The 19186-nt window shown below is 42.7% G+C and carries 21 protein-coding genes; 16 read left to right on the forward strand and 5 right to left on the reverse strand.

Annotated elements, in window-relative coordinates:
• Genes ACXYMT_RS02940 through ACXYMT_RS02955 form a run of 4 tightly spaced genes read right to left on the reverse strand, consistent with a single transcriptional unit; the run spans nt 1 to nt 3408 of the window.
• Nucleotides 1-729, reverse strand: a complete 729-nt coding sequence (locus tag ACXYMT_RS02940) for a metallophosphoesterase family protein (protein ID WP_459057593.1) — start codon at nt 727-729, stop codon at nt 1-3.
• A 1-nt stretch (nt 730) separates the two neighbouring features.
• Nucleotides 731-1867 carry a DUF5929 domain-containing protein gene (locus tag ACXYMT_RS02945; protein ID WP_459057594.1) on the reverse strand — a complete coding sequence of 379 codons (1137 nt, stop codon included), beginning with the start codon at nt 1865-1867 and terminating at the stop codon, nt 731-733.
• A 5-nt stretch (nt 1868-1872) separates the two neighbouring features.
• A complete protein-coding gene (locus tag ACXYMT_RS02950) occupies nt 1873-2625 on the reverse strand; it encodes an SDR family NAD(P)-dependent oxidoreductase (protein WP_459057595.1) in 753 nt (250 codons plus the stop codon).
• Between the two features lie 21 nt (nt 2626-2646).
• Nucleotides 2647-3408, reverse strand: coding sequence for an aldo/keto reductase (locus ACXYMT_RS02955; protein ID WP_459057596.1), 762 nt, complete (start codon nt 3406-3408; stop codon nt 2647-2649).
• A 151-nt stretch (nt 3409-3559) separates the two neighbouring features.
• Between ACXYMT_RS02955 and ACXYMT_RS02960 the strand changes: the two genes are divergently transcribed.
• From ACXYMT_RS02960 to ACXYMT_RS03015, 12 genes are all read left to right on the forward strand, one after another.
• Nucleotides 3560-4372 (forward strand): DUF4382 domain-containing protein, encoded by an 813-nt coding sequence (locus ACXYMT_RS02960; protein WP_459057597.1) that lies wholly within the window; start codon nt 3560-3562, stop codon nt 4370-4372.
• Between the two features lie 144 nt (nt 4373-4516).
• Entirely contained in the window at nt 4517-5521 is a 1005-nt protein-coding gene (locus tag ACXYMT_RS02965) for an AAA family ATPase (protein WP_459057598.1), read from the forward strand.
• A gap of 90 nt (nt 5522-5611) precedes the next feature.
• The gene (locus tag ACXYMT_RS02970; RefSeq protein WP_459057599.1) at nt 5612-6475 is read left to right on the forward strand and encodes a DUF58 domain-containing protein; all 864 of its coding nucleotides are present in this window, start codon (nt 5612-5614) and stop codon (nt 6473-6475) included.
• A 6-nt stretch (nt 6476-6481) separates the two neighbouring features.
• Nucleotides 6482-8119, forward strand: coding sequence for a DUF4381 family protein (locus ACXYMT_RS02975; RefSeq protein ID WP_459057600.1), 1638 nt, complete (start codon nt 6482-6484; stop codon nt 8117-8119).
• Nucleotides 8119-9123, forward strand: a complete 1005-nt coding sequence (locus ACXYMT_RS02980; protein WP_459057601.1) for a vWA domain-containing protein — start codon at nt 8119-8121, stop codon at nt 9121-9123. Before ACXYMT_RS02975 ends, ACXYMT_RS02980 begins: the two co-directional genes overlap by 1 nt.
• Nucleotides 9124-9134: 11 nt before the next feature.
• Nucleotides 9135-10175, forward strand: a complete 1041-nt coding sequence (locus tag ACXYMT_RS02985; RefSeq protein ID WP_459057602.1) for a vWA domain-containing protein — start codon at nt 9135-9137, stop codon at nt 10173-10175.
• A complete protein-coding gene (locus tag ACXYMT_RS02990) occupies nt 10175-11056 on the forward strand; it encodes a tetratricopeptide repeat protein (protein WP_459057603.1) in 882 nt (293 codons plus the stop codon). The genes ACXYMT_RS02985 and ACXYMT_RS02990 overlap by 1 nt, the downstream gene beginning before the upstream one ends.
• A 5-nt stretch (nt 11057-11061) precedes the next feature.
• The gene (locus tag ACXYMT_RS02995) at nt 11062-12822 is read left to right on the forward strand and encodes a BatD family protein (RefSeq protein ID WP_459057604.1); all 1761 of its coding nucleotides are present in this window, start codon (nt 11062-11064) and stop codon (nt 12820-12822) included.
• Entirely contained in the window at nt 12819-13568 is a 750-nt protein-coding gene (locus ACXYMT_RS03000) for a tetratricopeptide repeat protein (protein WP_459057605.1), read from the forward strand. Before ACXYMT_RS02995 ends, ACXYMT_RS03000 begins: the two co-directional genes overlap by 4 nt.
• 152 nt (nt 13569-13720) lie before the next feature.
• Nucleotides 13721-14020: a hypothetical protein gene (locus ACXYMT_RS03005; protein ID WP_324719693.1), complete on the forward strand. Its 300-nt coding sequence runs from the start codon at nt 13721-13723 to the stop codon at nt 14018-14020.
• 160 nt (nt 14021-14180) lie between these two features.
• Nucleotides 14181-15731: a SulP family inorganic anion transporter gene (locus ACXYMT_RS03010; RefSeq protein WP_459057606.1), complete on the forward strand. Its 1551-nt coding sequence runs from the start codon at nt 14181-14183 to the stop codon at nt 15729-15731.
• A gap of 55 nt (nt 15732-15786) precedes the next feature.
• The gene (locus ACXYMT_RS03015) at nt 15787-16410 is read left to right on the forward strand and encodes a carbonic anhydrase family protein (protein ID WP_459057607.1); all 624 of its coding nucleotides are present in this window, start codon (nt 15787-15789) and stop codon (nt 16408-16410) included.
• A 108-nt stretch (nt 16411-16518) separates the two neighbouring features.
• Here the strand turns inward: ACXYMT_RS03015 and ACXYMT_RS03020 are convergent, their stop codons facing one another.
• Nucleotides 16519-17058 carry a CvpA family protein gene (locus ACXYMT_RS03020; protein WP_459057608.1) on the reverse strand — a complete coding sequence of 180 codons (540 nt, stop codon included), beginning with the start codon at nt 17056-17058 and terminating at the stop codon, nt 16519-16521.
• 47 nt (nt 17059-17105) lie between these two features.
• On the opposite strand from ACXYMT_RS03020, the gene ACXYMT_RS03025 reads away from it, so the two are divergent.
• The 4 genes from ACXYMT_RS03025 (at nt 17106) to ACXYMT_RS03040 (ending at nt 19129) form a co-directional block, all read left to right on the forward strand.
• The gene (locus tag ACXYMT_RS03025; RefSeq protein WP_459057609.1) at nt 17106-17462 is read left to right on the forward strand and encodes a hypothetical protein; all 357 of its coding nucleotides are present in this window, start codon (nt 17106-17108) and stop codon (nt 17460-17462) included.
• A gap of 88 nt (nt 17463-17550) precedes the next feature.
• The gene (gene pheS / locus ACXYMT_RS03030) at nt 17551-18570 is read left to right on the forward strand and encodes a phenylalanine--tRNA ligase subunit alpha (RefSeq protein WP_459057610.1); all 1020 of its coding nucleotides are present in this window, start codon (nt 17551-17553) and stop codon (nt 18568-18570) included.
• Nucleotides 18567-18731, forward strand: a complete 165-nt coding sequence (locus tag ACXYMT_RS03035; protein WP_459057611.1) for a hypothetical protein — start codon at nt 18567-18569, stop codon at nt 18729-18731. The genes pheS and ACXYMT_RS03035 overlap by 4 nt, the downstream gene beginning before the upstream one ends.
• A gap of 2 nt (nt 18732-18733) precedes the next feature.
• Nucleotides 18734-19129, forward strand: a complete 396-nt coding sequence (locus tag ACXYMT_RS03040) for a hypothetical protein (protein WP_459057612.1) — start codon at nt 18734-18736, stop codon at nt 19127-19129.
• Nucleotides 19130-19186 lie beyond the last annotated feature (57 nt).

Consider the following 19186-nt stretch of genomic DNA (forward strand, 5'->3'; position numbering starts at 1 on the left):
TTAATTTCTCCCTGACTCATTGGGGTACAGGCTATGTACCGGCTCACTCTGTACCAATTCTCCCGAATTTACGTCTAGCATTGATAGCTTGCCCATAAAAGCTGCCCCCGTATCCACATTACAAACATTTGCAAATCTTGCAGGTTTGTCTCTACCAATACGTGTTACCGGGGTATGCCCAATGTAAATTTCTTTGAACAAAGTCAGTCGTTTGGGATATTCTGTGTCTCCAGGTTTGAGATTAGGGTCCATGCACATCGCCATTTCCCAAAGCGTACGATCCCAGTAGAAAGGCGTGGGGGTATATTCTTCTTGAGGCCCCTTTTGGTTGGTGAAGCCGGCGTGGACAAACAGTCGGTTCTCCTTGTCTATATAGTAATTCACCATTTGGTTGAAGAAGGCAATATGTTCCTGTTTTTCCTTGTTGGAAAACTGCCGGTAAGCGTCGATGCTCGACTGCCCCCCATGCTGCAGCCACTGGTCATTTAGCTCTCCGCTTTTGAGCCATCTATGAGTGAGATCATCATGGTTACCCCTAAGAAATATGCAGGTATTTTGTTTGGCAAATTCAATAAGATAAGAGACCACATTGGCCGAATCGCTCCAGCCATCCACATAATCACCCAGAAAAATGATCTTATCATCAGGGGTTACTGCTGCTCTTTCCAGTACCTGTAACAGGGCTTTTAGTCCGCCATGTATGTCACCTATTACCAAGGTTCTTCCCATCTTAATTATATTTTACTTTTCTCAGGATCCTCAAACTATCTTTGTACTGTTGATAGATCCTGGGGTCATACCTCTTTAGTTCTTCTTTTGCATCTTCAAGCTTTTCCAAAGCTTCGCTGAAGCCATTGAAATGACATAAAAGATAAGTGGCAGGCAAATTATAAAGATCTTTTTCTTCGGCTGCATTTAATTTTAAATTATGCTGAAGCTTACTTACAAGAGCAATGTTTGAATTGTATATGTGGTACAGCGTCTTTTTTTCAAATTGAGGCGGTTCAAATAAAACATTGGTATTGATATCGTAAGTCGCGTTATCCTTAAAGTAGATCTTAACTTCCTCCAGGGGATAATATTTGAATTTGTCATTCAGGCCCAGTCTTACATATTCCAGGATCGAAAAAACTTCATCAGAATATTCGATACTTACCTCATCAAGTTCAGAATAAAATAATTTCACCTGTTCATTTACCAGTTCAATGTCCACTCTTGAGTAATAAGTATTCTCATCAAATTCTTTTTTCTTCCCGCTCCAGCAAACCACGAAGTATTCCTTGAACACCTTGTAGGTAGGATCCAATTTTTCATGTTTTTGCATGAAGTCGAAAACCCCGTCGAGGGTATGGGCTATATTGTTCTGCGAATGTGCTTCAATGGAAGCCACAACTTCTGTATTCTCACCCTGTGTTCCCCGCACAAATTCTGAAGCTATACTTATGCTGCCTTCTCTGAAGAACACACTTCCCGAAGAATACTTCCAGATGCCCTTTTTGAGAGAGCAGATCCTGCCACTGTTTGGCTGGATGGTCACCAGCCCCACTACCAGCTCGTCGGGCAAATGCGGAAAAGGTATATTTTCATAGGATACCAGCGGCGGATTCTGCAGATAAGCATTTACCAAATTTTGGATCTTACTGTCATCAAAAAAATCCACGCCCTTAATTTCATTATCGGCATCTTCTACACCAATCACCATGAATGATCGGTTGGAAGGATTGGAATTTGCGAGGGCGCAAATGTGTTTCAGGAATTTGGCTTTGCCTTCTTTTTCGGCAAGATTTAGCTGCCTTTTCTTATCATAAAAGCTGTTTTCGCTGTTATGGGCCAGTAGATTTTTAATGAGAAGGCGCTTATTGATCATTGCTGTTACTCCTTATTCACAATTGTAGAGCTGGCTTGTGCGGTGGGTAAGACCATGAGATCGGCGATATTGACATGTGCCGGCCTGGTAACCATGAAGACTACAATTTCGGCTATGTCTTGAGCCTTAAGCGGCTGGTAGCCCCGATATACCGAATTCGCTTTTTCAGAATCACCTTTAAACCGTACTTCACTAAAGTTGGTCTCTACCAGCCCCGGATTAATAGCTCCAACCCGAATACCTGTCCCGTTAAGATCAATGCGCATTCCTTTATTTATAGCGTCTACAGCATGTTTGCTGGCGCTGTAGACATTACCGTTGGGGTAGACCTCTTTACCTGCAATAGATCCTATGTTGATGATATAACCTGCTTTCCTTTGCACCATTTGTGGGATGATCTCGCGGCTCACGTAGAGCAATCCTTTTACATTAATGTCGATCATGGCGTCCCAGTCGTCCACATTTCCGGTTTGAATGGGATCCAGGCCGTGAGCATTTCCGGCGTTGTTGACCAACACATCAATTGTTTTAAATTCCTGCGGAAGGTTTTGTATGGCTTCCTTAACCTTTTCTTTATCTCTTACATCAAACTGAAGTATATGAACCCGGGTTTTTTCCTGAAGTTGACTTTTTAATTCCTGAAGGGCTTCTGTTCTTCTTCCGCAGATAATGAGGCGGTAACCTGAACCTGCAAGGGCAATGGCAGTTGCCTTGCCAATTCCGCTGCTGGCTCCCGTTACTAAAGCTGTTTTATTCATAGGTGTCAAAAATGTAATTTTTTAAAGTTTTTCAGGAAGCTTTTTAAAATCCTCCTCAATTAATTTTGTGTGAAAAGCCTTAACTGCCGAGTCGACCACTGCTTCAGTATTTCCATGGATCACAGGATGGAAATGCCCCTCGTGGTGTAAAAGCCAACTGAATAATAATTCCTTTGGTCTTACCTGATATTTATCGGCTACTTTTCTTAGCTCTTCATGTTCATTTTCCCAGTTTCCGCTCTCCAGGATCAACATTTGAGACGTTTCTTCGGGTCCTTCTTTAGCTAAGGTAAGTGTTTTTATGGCCGCAGGTGAAAACGAAAAAATCGAGAGGGTCGCACTGGCCGGGAAATCCTTCAGGAAGTTGGTTTGATCTCCCGGCTTATTTTCTAAAACGCCAATTTCGACTATTTTTCCGCGGGCCCGGAGTCTTTGAATGGTTGAAAGGAGGACATCTGACGGTAAACTGAAATCCAGGAACAGGAGATCCAGATAATCGGTATCCAAAAATTGAAGAATTTCCTCTACCTGCTGCACGATCTTTTCCTCATCCCGGTAGGAGTCGAGCAGGGCAATGAACTGGATCTCATCCCTGCTCAAGCCGCTTTCACTAAAAGCAGTGCCCAAACTATGACTGTAGGAACCTTTTTGAGTGTTAATTAGAAAACTGGTGATATCCTTTTGTATACAGTGTTGAAAAAGCTTAATTTTTGAACCCTTGGATTCTGTACTCCAGTCGGCGGGATCCTGAATTATGCGGGAATATGAATTTCTTTGCCTCATATTTTAAAAGTAGTGAACTCCTGCATTTTAAACCTGAAAGGTTGCTGTTAAAGGAACAGCGGGGATAGTTAAAAATCGTTAAACTTCGTTTACCGATAAATTAAAACCTTTTATCGAGCGTTATCCTACTTAAACCTAAAAACAATCATTTATGAAAAAGTATCATTTATTTGTATTTCTTTTTGCCCTAATGTCGGGTCTTGTTAGTTGTAGTTCAGATGATTCTTCTAGTTCTGAGGATTCTGCGAGAGTTGCTGTGAGGCTTACCGATGCGCCCGGAGACTATAAGCACGTCTTTGTAGAGGTGGAAGATGTGATGATCAAAACCACTGCCGAAGGTGGCGAAGAAGAAGGCTGGGTAAGTTTGGAAGGAGTGAATACAGGAGTGATCGACCTATTAAGTTTAACCGGCGGGGTGACAGAATTACTGGTAGACACAGAAATTGAAGCGGGTTATGTGCACCAATTGCGACTCGTATTGGGTGATAACAATACCATCGTTCTTGATGATGATACAGAGGCAGAATATGTTCTAAAAACCCCGAGTGGACAACAGTCCGGTTTAAAGGTTATGATCAATCAGGAATTGGAAGCTGGTGAGAATTACACCTTCATTATGGATTTTGATGTTGACAAATCTGTTGTTGCAACAGGATCAGGAGCTTTTAATCTTCATCCGGTGATTCGCGTAGCCGCCGAAGCAAACACGGGTTCAATAGTTGGTAGTGTACATCCTACCACCGAGCAAGTTCTTGTTACTGCCCAAAGTGGTTCTCTACATGCTTCTGCTTACACAGATGTCAACGGAAATTTTCAGATACACGGGTTACCTGCAGGAACATATAAAGTGACTGCTACCCCACCCGCTGGCCTGGGCCTTAATATTGTTGTTAAGAATAACGTGACAGTAGGTGCCGGGGCCGATGTAAATATCGAGACGCTTTATCTTGATGTTCAAATGTAAGAGAGGAAATAAGTGAATTATTAAGCAGCGGTACTCCCGCTGCTTTTCTTTTAACAAAATTTTAAGATTTTTTGGTTGAATATTTGTTGAGGTTGCGCCGTTGACCTTAGATAAGTATCTTCACAATCTTAAAAATTTGTTTACATGCAGGAAAATAACAGCTCAATAGACATTGCCAGTATCAATGAAAAGATAGAACGCGAAAGCGCTTTTGTTGATGTGCTGAGTTCAGAAATGAAAAAGGTCATTGTTGGCCAGAAACACATGGTCGAACGTTTATTGATAGGTTTGCTCGGTCAGGGACACATTCTTCTTGAGGGAGTACCGGGGCTGGCAAAAACCTTAGCTATTAACACTCTTTCTCAGGCTGTACATGGATCTTTCAGTCGTATCCAATTTACACCCGATCTACTTCCGGCAGATGTTATTGGTACTCTTATCTATAACATGAAGCTGAATGACTTCAGTATTAAAAAGGGTCCAATTTTCGCCAATTTTGTACTTGCCGATGAGATCAACAGGGCTCCTGCCAAGGTGCAATCAGCTTTACTGGAAGCTATGCAGGAAAAGCAGGTGACAATTGGAGAAGAGACTTTTATACTTGACAGGCCATTCCTTGTGATGGCGACACAAAACCCGGTGGAGCAGGAAGGAACTTACCCGCTTCCCGAAGCCCAGGTTGACCGTTTCATGCTGAAGACAGTCATTAAATATCCTGAAATGGCCGATGAGCAAATGATCATTCGCTCTAATTTGAAAGGCAGTTTTGAAAAGGTAAATCCGGTAGTGAGCCTGGAGCAAATTGCAAGAGCCCAGCAGGCTGTGCGTGAGGTTTACATGGATGAAAAGATCGAAAAATACATTCTTGATATAGTATTTGCAACGCGTTTCCCCGAGAAGTACAGGCTGGAAAATCTTAAGCCCCTTATCAACTTTGGAGCTTCTCCTAGAGGAAGTATAAACCTGGCAACCGCTGCCAAATGTTACGCCTTTATCAAGCGTCGTGGATATGTTGTTCCCGAGGATGTTCGTGCGGTAGTACATGATGTATTGCGCCACAGAATTGGAATTACCTACGAGGCCGAAGCCGAAAATGTGACTTCTGAAGATATCATCAACAAGATCGTCAACGAGATCGAAGTACCGTAACAATGTACCATTATCAATTAGCAATTATCAGCTTTAGCTGGTAGTTGCGACCAAATTGATCATTGTTAATTGTTTATTGTTAATTGAAGAATGGATACTAAGGAGTTACTCAAAAAAGTACGCAAAATAGAGATCAAGACCCGCCGGTTAAGTGACCACATCTTTGGCGGGGAATATCACTCTACGTTCAAAGGTCGGGGGATGACCTTTAGTGAGGTGCGCCAGTATCAATTTGGAGATGATGTAAGGAATATTGACTGGAATGTGACCGCCCGCTATTCCGAACCTTTTGTGAAGGTGTTCGAAGAGGAGCGCGAGCTTACTATGATGCTGGTTGTGGATGTTTCCGGCTCCGGACTGTTCGGAACCCGTAATGGATTTAAGCAGGATATCATTACGGAAATTGCCGCCACTTTGGCATTTTCGGCCACTCAGAACAATGATAAGATCGGGCTCATTCTTTTTTCAGATGTTATTGAGCTTTATATTCCGCCGAAGAAAGGACGTTCCCACGTGTTGCGAATCATTCGGGAGTTACTGGAGTTTCAGCCGAAGAGTCAGAAGACCGATCTGGAAAATGCGCTGAGTTATCTTTCCAGGGTGATGAAGAAGAAGGCCATTGTTTTTGTGCTCTCAGATTTTATTGCTGAAGATTACCAGCGAACCCTAAAAATCACCAGCGGCAGGCATGATGTCACGGGAATTAGAGTCTATGATGAGCGCGAGGAAGAGATCCCCAACCTTGGAATGGTGGCGATGCAGGATGAAGAGACCGGAAAAAGGATCATGGTGGATACTTCTTCACGATCAGTACGCCGCAATTACTCAAATTATTATCGGGAAAGGGTGGACTATTTTTCTGAAAGCTTTAGAAGAAGCGGGGCAGGAAGCCTTAGTACCCGTGTGGACGAAAGTTATGTGAAAAAATTACTGGGCTACTTCAAGGCCAGATAAAGTATAATGATGAAAAAAAGTTTACGGCAGAATGGCATTTTTGGGATCTCAGGGAAAAGAGTTTCTCTTTCCTGCATGCTGATATTTTTTCTGCTGTTTAATGTTTTGAGGTCCGAAGCTCAGGAAGTATCGGCTTCAGTAGATACTACAAGAATAAAGATAGGGGAGCAGATCACCTATGAACTTGCCGTTGAAGCCGGCAGGGAAGACCTGATAGTTTTTCCGGAGGGGCAGACCTTTTCTCCGCTGGAGATGATCGAAGCCTACGCTATCGATACCAGTGAGATAAGCAACAAATATCGCCTTACAAGGGAATATGCTTTAACGCAATTTGATTCAGGGCACTACACGATTCCGCGGCAGCGCGTGATCATTAACAGCAGGGATTTCTTTACAGATTCCATTCCGGTTGTAGTTAATGATGTAGTGGTCGATACCACCAAGCAGAAAATGTTTCCAATAAAACCAGCTGTGGAGGTGCCGCCGGCATTTGGTATCCCGACCTGGATGTGGTGGCTGCTCGGTTTTATTTTGCTGGCAGTGATTGCTTACCTACTTTACAGGAGCAGGAAGAAAAGAAAAGAGGCTGCAAAACAGCTACCGCCATATGAACGTGCCCTGTTTGAATTAAAACAACTGGATGATTCTCATCTTTTAGAGCAAAGGGAGCTCAAGGAATATTATTCCCAGCTTTCTGCTGCAGTGAGAAGATATCTGGACGGCGAGGTTTATGATCATGCACTGGAAAGCACAACTAATGAATTGATCGCTTACCTGGAAGCAGAAAGGGATCGCGGCAGACTGAAGCTTGAAAATACCACCATAAGCCGACTTAAAGAAATTTTGGAACGGGCAGATCTTGCCAAGTTCGCCAATTCCAGACCCGATGTGCTCACGGCAAAGGAAGACCGCAGTAGTATTGAAAATGTGATCAATGACACCAAGGCTTCTATCCCGCAGCCTACAGAAGAAGAGCTGTTAAGGGATCAGGAATACAGAGCAAGACAGGAGCGAAAAAAGAAGGTCAAAAAGATCATTTTTGGAATAGTAGCAGTGATCCTGCTCATAAGTGCAGGAACTGCTTATATCATCTCCACCCGCGGAGTTGAATATTTTACTGAAACTTATTTGGGAAGCACTACCAAAGAAATGCTGGAAAGTGAATGGATCTCCAGTGAATATGGAACGCCGCCGGTTACTATTGCTACGCCTGATGTTTTAGTTAGAGATGTTACGGACACTACAGGTATAGCCGCAGGAAAGGAAACTTTTAACTACGGAAGCCTTGAAAGTGATCTTTTTGTGAGTATAAATACCCGTCCAGTCGCAGAAGAATTCAATTTAGAGTCGGCTGTGGAGGAGGTATATACTTACCTGGAACAAAGAGGTGCAAGAAATATCATTACCAAACAGGAAGAAATTGAAACGCTGAATGGAGCTAAAGGCTTGAAAATTTTCGGGACTATGACCTTCCAAAAAAGCGAAAAATCTCAGCCCGTTTCCAAGGAGTATTCTATTCTAAATTTTGGAATGGGGGAAGGTTACCAGCAGGTCGTTATGATCTACAATGAAGAAGACAGGTATGCCGATGAGATCGCACAGCGCATCACCACATCGGTTGAACTTATAAATAATGCCGAATAATGTTCGAGAGATTTGTTTTTGAAGATCCGCAGTTCTTTTGGTTATTGCTGCTTTTGCCGCTAGCGCTGGGCTGGTATATCTGGAAGCGTCACCGGCAAACGGCGGAGCTCAGGATCTCGAGCATCAAAGGATTTGAAGCTAAACCGGGATTACTGGGAAAATTCCGGCCTGTACTTTTTGTGCTAAGACTTATGGTACTGGCGCTGGTGATCACTGCACTGGCAAGACCGCGTACAGTGGATGTTTCCTCTCGCACCAGTAGTAATTTCGGGATCGATATAGCTATGGCAATAGATATTTCAGCCAGTATGCTCGCGAGGGATCTGGATCCAAACAGGCTGGAGGCTACAAAAGCAGTGGCCGCCGATTTTGTGAAGAATCGTCCGGCAGATCGTATTGGGCTGGTAGTATATGCCGGAGAAAGTTTCACCCAAACTCCAATTACCAGTGATAAAAGTATAGTTCTTAGTGCCCTCGAAGATATCGAATACAATAGCATGCTGGAGAATGGAACTGCGATTGGAATGGGATTGGCTACAGCTGTGAACCGACTTAAAGACAGTGAAGCCGAAAGTAAGGTGATCATTCTTCTTACCGACGGAATGAATAACGCCGGATTCATAGACCCGAAGATCGCGAGTGAACTGGCAGTTGAATTTGGCATAAAAGTTTATACCATTGGAGTGGGAAGTAATGGCACGGCTCTATCGCCGGTAGCTATTTTGCCTAACGGAAATTTCCAGTATGGAAGAGTGCCGGTGGAGATCGATGAAGCTTTATTAAAAGATATTTCAGAAGTAACCGGCGGGAAGTATTTTAGAGCAACAGATAACCGAAGTCTTGAGGAGATCTATGCAGAAATAGATGAACTTGAGAAGACAGAAATTGAAGAATTCAGGTTCTATAATTATGAAGAAAAATTTCGGCCGTTAATATTGTTGGCAGGTTTTCTGTTACTAATTGAAATATTGCTTCGCTTTACCATTTTTAGAAGCTTTGTTTAAAACAGTGAAAAATGTTTTTGTTAGAAGATAAAACTTATTTGTGGTTGTTGGTTGGGATACCTGTCATTGTACTGTTGTATCTCATGGTGATCTTTTGGCAAAAAAAGACCCAGAAAAAATTTGCCGACAAAGAGCTGCTGGATAAGCTTAGCCCCAACCGGTCCACAGGAAAACAGGTGATGAAGATCATCCTGTTGTGTTTGGCGCTAGCCAGTTTTGTCATAGCACTTGTGAACCCACAGTTTGGCACAAAATTGGAAACTGTTAAAAGGGAAGGAGTCGATGTGGTCTTTGCCATTGATGTCTCCAAGAGTATGCTCGCCGAAGATATTGCGCCAAACAGGCTTGAGAAGTCAAAGCAGTTGGTGACCCAGATCATTAACAACCTGGCGAGCGACAGGGTAGGAATAATTGCCTATGCAGGAAGCGCCTTTCCGCAGCTGCCAATTACTACAGATTATGCTGCCGCAAAAATGTTCCTGCAGAATATGAATACAGAAATGCTTTCCTCGCAGGGAACTGCAATAAAGGAGGCCATAGAAATGTCAAAAACCTATTTTAATGATGATGAACAGACCAACCGGGTCTTGTTCCTTATAAGTGACGGGGAAGATCACGAGGGAAATATTGAAGAAATTGCTGCTGAAGCTGCCCGCCAGGGAATAAGGATAGTAACCATTGGTGTAGGTACTCAAAAAGGTGGGCCTATACCTATTAAGAGAAATGGAGTCATTCAGAATTATAAAAAAGATAACCAGGGGGAGACTGTGATCACCCGTCTCGATGAAGAAACCTTAAAAGAGATCGCAAGTGCCGCCAATGGAAGGTATGTGGATGGAAGGGTGACTTCGCAGGTGGTGGAAGAGGTTACAGAGATCCTTCAGAATATGGACAAAAAGGAATTTGAATCTCAACAAATAGCCGAATATAAGAGCCAGTTCCAGTGGTTCTTAGGGCTGGGATTACTATTTTTACTTCTGGATGTTCTCTTGCTTGAAAGACAGACAGCCTGGTTAAAAAGGTTAAATTTGTTTAATGAAAAAAGAAGCTGATGATGAAAAGGACATTTAAACAATACTTGCCAAAAATGGCATTTTTGAGTATTCTTTTTATGCTTCCTTTTTTTGCTGAAGCACAGGAAGCGCCCGATGCTGCAACCAAAGCAGCAAAAAAGTACATGCAGGAAGCGGAAGCCGCCCTGGCCGATAATGATATGGCTACTGCTGAAGCTTACTACCGGAAAGCCATAGCAAAAGATCCTTCAAATGCTGAAGCCAAATACAACCTGGGAAATCTCTACTACAATAAAGATATTACCAGTCAGGCTTTGGAACGACACCGCGGTGCTGCAACTACGGCTGAAGAAAAGCCTTTAAAACATGATGCTTTTCACAACCAGGGGAATGCTTACATGAAGCAAAAGAAATACAGTGAAGCTGTCGAAGCTTACAAGCAGTCTCTGCGGAACAATCCTAATGACGACGAAACCCGCTATAACCTTGCCCTGGCGAAAAAGATGCTTGAAGAGGAACAAAAGCAGGGAGGCGGTGGAGATAGTAAGGACAAAGACCAGCAGGACCAACAAAAGCAGCAGGATCAACAGGATCAACAGGACGGGGAAGGGGAGAAAGAACAAAGTGAAGATGGAAAGCCCGACGAGCAGGAAGGCGGAGATAAGAAAGAAGACGAAAATAAAGAAGGCGATCAAAAGAAAGATAATGCCGGACAGCCCGATGACAAAGAACAAAAGAAGCAGGAGCAGCCAAAGGAAGGGCAGGAGCCAAAGCAGCCTCAGCAACGGCCCGGGCAACTTTCTCCACAACAGGTAAAGAACCTTTTGGAAGCCATGGGTAATGAAGAAAAGAAAGTTCAGGAAAGGATAAACGCCAAAAAAGCCAAAGGAGTTCCTGTACAAACAGAAAAAGACTGGTAATTAAAATGAAGCATAAACTGTTACTTTTAGTGATGTTAATGGTCTCAGGCCTTGCTACTAGTCAGGTGCAGTTTGAGGCCAAGGTGAGTAAAAATAAGCTCGGGGTCAATGAACGCCTTAGGGTGGACTTTGTGATGAATGAGGATGGCGATAATTTTAATCCGCCGGAATTCTCCAGTTTTACAGTGGTTGGTGGTCCCAACCAGGCTGTAAGTAATAGCTGGATCAACGGAAAGAGAAGTTACTCCAAAACCTACAGCTATTTTCTTGCACCAAAGGGCCGTGGAAAATTCACTATTGGCCAGGCAGAGATCACCATAGATGGTGAAATATACAAAACCTCACCTGTACAGGTAGAAGTCACCGCTGCCGTAGATCAACCTACAGATGGGGAGAATTCAGAATATATAGCTTCAGAAAATATTCACCTGGTAGCCGAGATCTCCAATACCAATCCTTATCTCAACGAAGCTATTACAGTAGTTTACAAGCTGTATGTGAGCCCGCGTATCAACGTGAGTGACTGGAGACAATTGGACAACCCGAAGTTTAGTGACTTTTGGAGCCAGAATATAGATATTAGAAGACTTGAAGTGGAGAACGGCACTTATAAAGGAGAACCGTATCGCTTTGTAGTCCTAAGAAAGACAGTGTTATATCCGCAGAAAACAGGAAAGCTGAATATCGAACCCCTCACACTGAATATTTCTGTTGAGGTTCCCGGCAACCGGAGGGATATTTTTGGGAACAGGTTCTATGAGACGGTAGATAAAGTTGTGGCCGCAGGAAACCGGGTTATTGAGGTTAAGCCCTTACCTCAGGAAGGTCGCCCTGCCGATTTCACCGGCGCCGTGGGTAAAAACCTGAATTTAAAAGTCACTACCAATAAAACCGAATTACGGGCTACAGAATCCCTGCAGGCTACGGTGGAAGTCAGTGGTCAGGGGAACCTGAAGTTATTCGACCTGCCTCCGTTAACTGTTCCTTCTTCAATGGAAAAGTACGAGCCGGAGTATGTGGAGAACGTAAATACGACCCTTAGCGGAATGCAGGGAAGAATTACAAATCAATATATGCTGGTGCCACAGGCGCAGGGGAATTTAGCTATACCTCCGGTGAGCTTCAGTTACTTTGATTTGAACACCCAGACCTATAAAACTCTTACTTCAGAAGAAATTCTGCTTGATGTCGATGCGCCACCTGCCGGTAGCCAAACAGCATCGGGAAGTACAGGAGCGATCGCTCAACAGGTGCCTTCGGCTACAAATCAATTCAGGTATATTAAATTAAACACCTCCTTAAAATCAATTGGGGAGACTTCATTCATAGGTTCAACTTTGTTCTGGAGCCTGTTCTTAACTCCGCTGCTGTTCATTCCGCTAGCCATCATATTCGGCAACCGAAGAAAGGCAATAGCAGGTGATGTGCGGGGGAACAGGATTAGAAAAGCAGATAAACTTGCCCGTAAATATCTTTCAGAAGCTAAAAAGAATCTGGGAGATCAGGTGAAATTTTATGAGTCGCTTGAGAGGGCCCTTCATAACTATCTTAAGGCTAAACTGCATATACAGACCAGCGAGATGAGCAAGGAGAGAATAAAGGAGTTGCTCGAAAGTCGCGGAGTGGATGCAACTACTGTGACTGAATTTATTGAACTACTTAAGAGCTGTGAATTTGCCCGCTATACTCCTGCTTCAAATGTTGCGATGCAGCAGGACTATGACAAGGCGGTACGTGTAATCTCTGAAATTGATAAACAGGTATGAATAAGCTGATCTTTTTACTGGCTGTTCTCTTCAGCTTCACCGGAATAGCACAAAATTCTCAACTTTTTGAGGCTGCTAATAAAGCTTATGGTGCCGGCAGTTATGAAGAAGCCATTGAGAAATATGAGCAGATCCTGGCTAATGGAGAGACCTCGGCTGCAGTACATTTTAACCTGGGAAATTCTTATTACAAAATAAATAATATTGCTCCCAGTATATATCACTATGAAAAGGCGCTGCAACTGGAGCCGGGAGATGAAGACATTATTAATAACTTAAGCTTTGCCCGCAACATGACGATAGATGCACTGGGGCAGGAGGAAAGCAAAGGTTTTTATGGCCTTTTTGAAAGCTCAACTACTGCATTTTCTGCTTCGGGTTGGGGCTGGGTTGCGGTGTTCTGTATGCTGGCGTTCGTCGTCTTCTTCCTCGTGTACTACTTTAGCAGTAGAACGGTAGTTAAAAGACTGCTTTTTATTGGCAGTATGTTTTTTCTCGCAATGGCAATTGCTTCAGCAGTAATAGGATTTACCAAACAAGGACTTCAGGAGGATAATATTTACGCAATAGTCTTTTCTGAAGAAGTGGAGGTGAAGACAGAACCTTCGCCTGCTTCAGAAGAAGCTTTCAGATTACATGAAGGGGCAAAAGTTAAAATTACCGAAGATTTTCAGGGTTGGGTCGAGATAGAACTTCCCAACGGTAGTACAGGGTGGATGGATCAAACGGGTCTTAGAAGGTTGTAATTCAACTACATCTTTGGACCGGGTCACTACTTGATCGTCATCAATTTTACTTATCTCTAATAGTAAAAAAGAATCGGAATCCCGCGTCATTTCAGGGTTAGAGCGAATTTTTAAGAGTGTAGACTTTGGCACATCCTTTAAAAATGCTATTTTTGTCACCTTTGAAAAAAGTCGCTTACATATTATCTTTTATCTTCCTGAGTTTTGTTGCAGGACCCACTATCATCTCTCTTATTGATGACTCTGTGGATGTGTCCTTTGCTTTTACGGCAAACGAGGAAGAGAACTCTTCAAAGAATACCGTTTCTTTTGAATCCCTGGTGGAAGAGATCTATTCTAACCATGCGAGTATAGAATATTTGAGAACGCATCAAAAAGAAAGATATTCTTATAAGGAAGATTACCATAAGGTATACCTCGAAGTGACTTCTCCCCCTCCCAAAACTGCATAAATATTTTCCGTTTTTAGATCCGCTGTCTTGTGGCTACCTGCTCGGGGCCCTGAGAGTATATATGGATATTTCTCACTTCGGGTCGAATTTTCAACTATAGTTTTAATAATCTATGGCAGGATTTAAAAGTTAATCCCTGCCAGTAAACGTATTTATATTTATGTTCAAGCACCTCAAAAGTGATTTGCCGGCCAGTATTGTTGTATTTTTTGTCGCCTTACCATTATGTCTTGGTATTGCCCTGGCCAGTGGCGCGCCATTATTTTCAGGTTTAATTGCCGGAATTGTCGGTGGAATAGTAGTAGGAGCCATGAGTGGTTCCAATGTAGGGGTAAGCGGTCCTGCTGCCGGATTGGCGGCGATCGTTCTTGCCGCTATTGTTAGCCTGGGTAGTTACCAGGACTTTCTTTTGGCCGTAGTTTTGGCAGGAGTGATCCAAATCTTATTTGGAGTCCTTAAAGCCGGAATTATTGGCTATTATTTCCCGTCATCCGTGATTAAAGGGATGTTAACGGGTATTGGGATCATTATCATTATTAAACAAATCCCACACTTTTTTGGGTACGATGGTAATATTGGAGATCTGTACTCAATTGATGAAATGGGATACCTGTTTAGAGGGATAAGCCCGGGAGCTACTCTTATTGCCTTTATTGGTATGGGAATTCTCATTCTCTGGGATGCCGTGCTCACTAAAAAAAGCAAGATCTTTAGATTAGTCCAGGGGCCGCTGGTCGCAGTAGTAGTGGGTATTATCTTTTATCTTCTTACACGGGATTCAGAAATGTTTGCAATCAATGAGAAGTTTCTGGTAAACGTTCCGGTTCCTGATAGTTTTGACTCGTTCATTGGCCAGTTCACCTTTCCTTCTTTTAGAATGATAGGTGATATGGAGATCTGGATCACTGCTTTTACCATTGCATTAGTTGCCAGTCTTGAAACGCTTTTATGTGTTGAAGCAACAGATAAACTTGATCCTCACAGAAGAACCACGCCAACGAACCGTGAATTGTTTGCTCAGGGTACAGGAAACCTGATTTCAGGTTTCATTGGAGGTTTGCCAATTACTCAGGTGATCGTAAGGAGTTCGGCCAACATCCAGTCTGGCGGACAAACAAAACTATCTGCTATCATTCACGGTTTTTTACTATTGATCTCCGTGATCATTATTCCAACGGTTCTGAATTTTATACCATTATCTGTTCTTGCCGCTGTGCTTTTCCTGGTAGGGTATAAACTTGCCAAACCGCAGCTTTTCGTGCAGATGTATAGAGCCGGTTGGAAACAGTCTGTGCCGTTCATGGTAACTGTGGCAGGTATTATCTTTGGAGATCTTCTCGTGGGAATCACTTTAGGATTGTTGGTTGGGATTTGTGTGATCCTTATCAAGAGTTACCAGAACTCTTACTTTCTTCATAAAGAAGATGTACAAAACGGAGGTAAGACAGTGAAGATGACCCTGGCGGAAGAAGTTACCTTTATAAATAAGGGAGCGATCATTAAAGAATTAAACAAACTTGAAGAAAATTCATATCTTATCATGGATGTGACCAGAACTCATTACCTGGATAGTGATATCGTAGAAATTCTCGACGATTTCAAGATCAAGGCAGAGGAAAAGAACATAAACATTAAGATCATTTCTGAAAGAGGTACTGTGGAGAATCCGGCGAGTTACCAGCAGTTTTTTCTAAAGCCGAAAACAGCTTAAAAAAAAACCGACATTATTTAATTACAACTAATTGTAAAACATTAAAACATACATCATGATCAAAGACATTATAAATAAAGAAAAACAAGATAGTTTAACTCCAGATAAGGTGCTTGATGCATTAATGGCCGGTAATGAGAGATTCACCGGGAAAGAAATGCATCAAAGAGATTACTCAAGCCAGATCGATCAAACCAGCGGAGGACAGTGGCCACAAGCAGTTGTGCTAAGCTGTATTGACTCGAGAGTGCCTGTAGAGATCGTTTTTGACCAGGGAGTAGGAGATATTTTTGTTGCCCGCGTAGCCGGGAACTTTGAGAATACAGATATCCTGGGGAGTATGGAGTACTCGTGTAAAGTAGCAGGAAGTAAGCTTGTTTTTGTACTGGGTCACGAAGCTTGTGGAGCAGTTAAAGCGGCTTGTGATGATGTGGAGCTTGGCAACATTACGCACTTGCTTGGAAATATCAAACCTGCTGTAAAAGCGACAGAAACAGATGGAGAAAGAAGTTCCAAAAATGACTCTTTTGTGGCCGGTGTTGTTGAGAACAACGTGAAGCTTACCATGCAAAGGATCAGAGAAAAGAGTCCGATCCTAAAGGAGATGGAAGATAAAGGTGAGATCAAAATTGTAGGGGGAGTGTACTCAATCTCCACTGGAAAAGTAAGCCTGCTATAAGAAGATTTCGTTCGGCTTAACTGCTGAAGATAATAAGACAGATCCGGTATGGAATTAAGTATTCCTGCCGGATTTTTCTTTTAGGTATGTTTTTTCAGAAAAAAGATCTTATCGAAGTTCTTCAGAGTCCTCTTCAGCTTCGGAAGAAGTTTCAAAAAGATCCCCTTCTTTGATCTCTTCGATAATTGTTGGCAAAATAGCAGGGGCTATTGCTCTCACCGGGGTGTAGAGTATAGATTCTTCTTTTGTGGTTTCTTCTGCAGTAAAAACGTCGAAGCGTTCGATGAACATGATAAAAATACTTGCCAAAAATGCCATTTTTAGCACCCCTAAAGCACCACCTGCCAATCTATTAATGATCCCTAAGGCAACCATGTGCACCATTTTTGTGAGAAAGCTCCCGGCAAGGGAAATGACCAGGGCGACAATAAAAAAAGTAAGCGCAAAAGAAACAATTGACAGCAATTTGTCACTCCAATCAAGGAAGCTGTCCAGGAAAATATAGGTGGCACCTGAGAAATGTATGGCGGCGTAAATCCCTCCCAGGAGTGAAAGCAGACCTGCCAGTTCAACAAAGAAACCTTTAAAGAGTCCTCTTACGAGACCTGTAAGTATAAAGATCGTGAGGAGCAGATCGAGGATATTCATGTTCTCAAAGATAGCAATTTCCCGTTCTTAGTAATTATCTTTGCAAAATGTCTAGAGATGAACAATTAAAATTACGTTGGGCTGAAGTGGAGCAAAAGCTCTCACAGCAATTTGCCGATGGGGAAAAGCTGGAGCTCGATGCCATAATATACCTTATTGGCCTTCAGGAATTGGGCCAGATACACAGGAAATTTAAAAAGGACCATAAGCTGGACCTAATGCACATTGCGATATGCCGACTTCTTGAGCCTTATGGTTACTATGAATTTGATTATTTTGACGATGAAGGCTGGCCGCATTATAAGGTAGTTGAAAACCTTCCACAGTTAAAGGCTGGAGAACAACAGGTGCTTATGAAAGAAGCTATTGTTCACTATTTCCTGGAAAAAGATTATATAAAATAGCATTTTTGAAAGGGTGGCTTAAACGGAAATGCCTGTGGTGAGTGCCGCATTATTTTCCTAAATTTGCGCTTCCTAAAGAATAGGGACCATGACAGAAACCATAAAGGAGCATATCTCTGAAATTGAGGCTTTTCAAGCTAAAACTAAAGAGGAAGTAGAAAATTTCCGTATTAAGTACCTTGGCAAAAAGGGCATTTTGAACCAGTATTTTGCTGAATTCAAGTCGGTGCCGAATGAGGAGAAGAAAGCCTTTGGGCAGGCAGTGAATGAGCTTAAGGATGCTGCGAACAACAAAGTGCAGCAGCTTAAGGAAGAGCTCGAGAGCAAGGAAGAGGAAAAAGGGGTCTATGGTGACCTTACACGTCCCGGGGAGCCGGTTGAGATCGGTGCACGTCATCCTATTTCCATAGTAAAGAACCAGATCATCGAGATCTTTGCAAACATTGGCTTCAATGTTTCTGAAGGTCCCGAGATGGAAGATGACTGGCATAATTTTACTGCTTTGAACCTTCCCGAGTATCACCCGGCAAGGGATATGCAGGATACCTTCTTTATTCAAACAAACCCCGATGTGCTTTTGCGTACCCACACCTCTTCTGTACAGGTGCGGTACATGGAAAACAACAAGCCACCAATAAGAACCATCTCTCCCGGAAGAGTTTTTAGGAATGAGGCTATATCGGCACGTTCGCACTGTATCTTCCACCAGGTAGAAGGTTTGTATGTAGATAAAAATGTTTCGTTTGCAGATTTGAAGCAAACTTTATTGTACTTTACTAAGCAGTTGTTCGGAAAGTCCAAGATAAGGTTGCGACCTTCTTATTTTCCGTTTACAGAACCGAGTGCAGAAGTTGATATCTACTGGGGTCTTGAAACCGAAACCGACTATCGTATTACAAAAGGTACCGGTTGGTTGGAGATCATGGGCTGCGGGATGGTAGATCCAAATGTGCTTCGCAACTGTAACATAGACCCTGCAGAGTATTCGGGATTTGCATTTGGTATGGGGATAGAAAGGATAGCAATGCTGCTTTACCAAATTGGAGATATTCGCATGTTCTATGAGAACGACATGAGGTTCCTGGAACAGTTTAAATCGTCTATATGAAAACTATTGGAGTAGTCATTCTTGGTCTTATTCTTTTGGCGGTGATCATTGTAATGATCGTTGTGGAAATTATTGAACTTGCTGTAGGTGCAGTTCTCTTACTTGTCGCCCTGGGCATCATCTGGTGGTTATGGCGTAAAGTAAAAAGCCGATTTGAATAGCAGTGAAAAAAGACATCCAAATTCCTGAAGTAAAAGATGTTTATGTTGCTGCCGTGCGCGAAAAGCATGGGGAATATCAAACTCTTGACTGGAATGCCTATCTCATCAATGACAGGGAAGAGACTTTAGAAAGTGTTCTAATCGTGAGCAAAGGCTATGATGGTAAAAAAGAGACTTCTACCATGAGGCACACAATTGCTGAATTGCCGCCTCAATCTTTCGCTAAAGTAGAATTTCTACAGGATGATGTGCTGCAACTCAACAATGAATTTTCTGTATCCTTCTTTGCTGAAGGAAAAATGTTTCACAAAAAATTCATTTTTAGAAAGAATAGCATCAACGAAAAGGCGCTTCAGGAGCTGCCGGTGATGCAGAAGAAAGGGGTGCTGCTGAAGTAGTGGATTGGTGAATAGTTATTAGTTAATTGGAAATATTGATCCTTTTTGCAATATTCC

The organism is Salinimicrobium sp. CAU 1759, assembly GCF_054482715.1.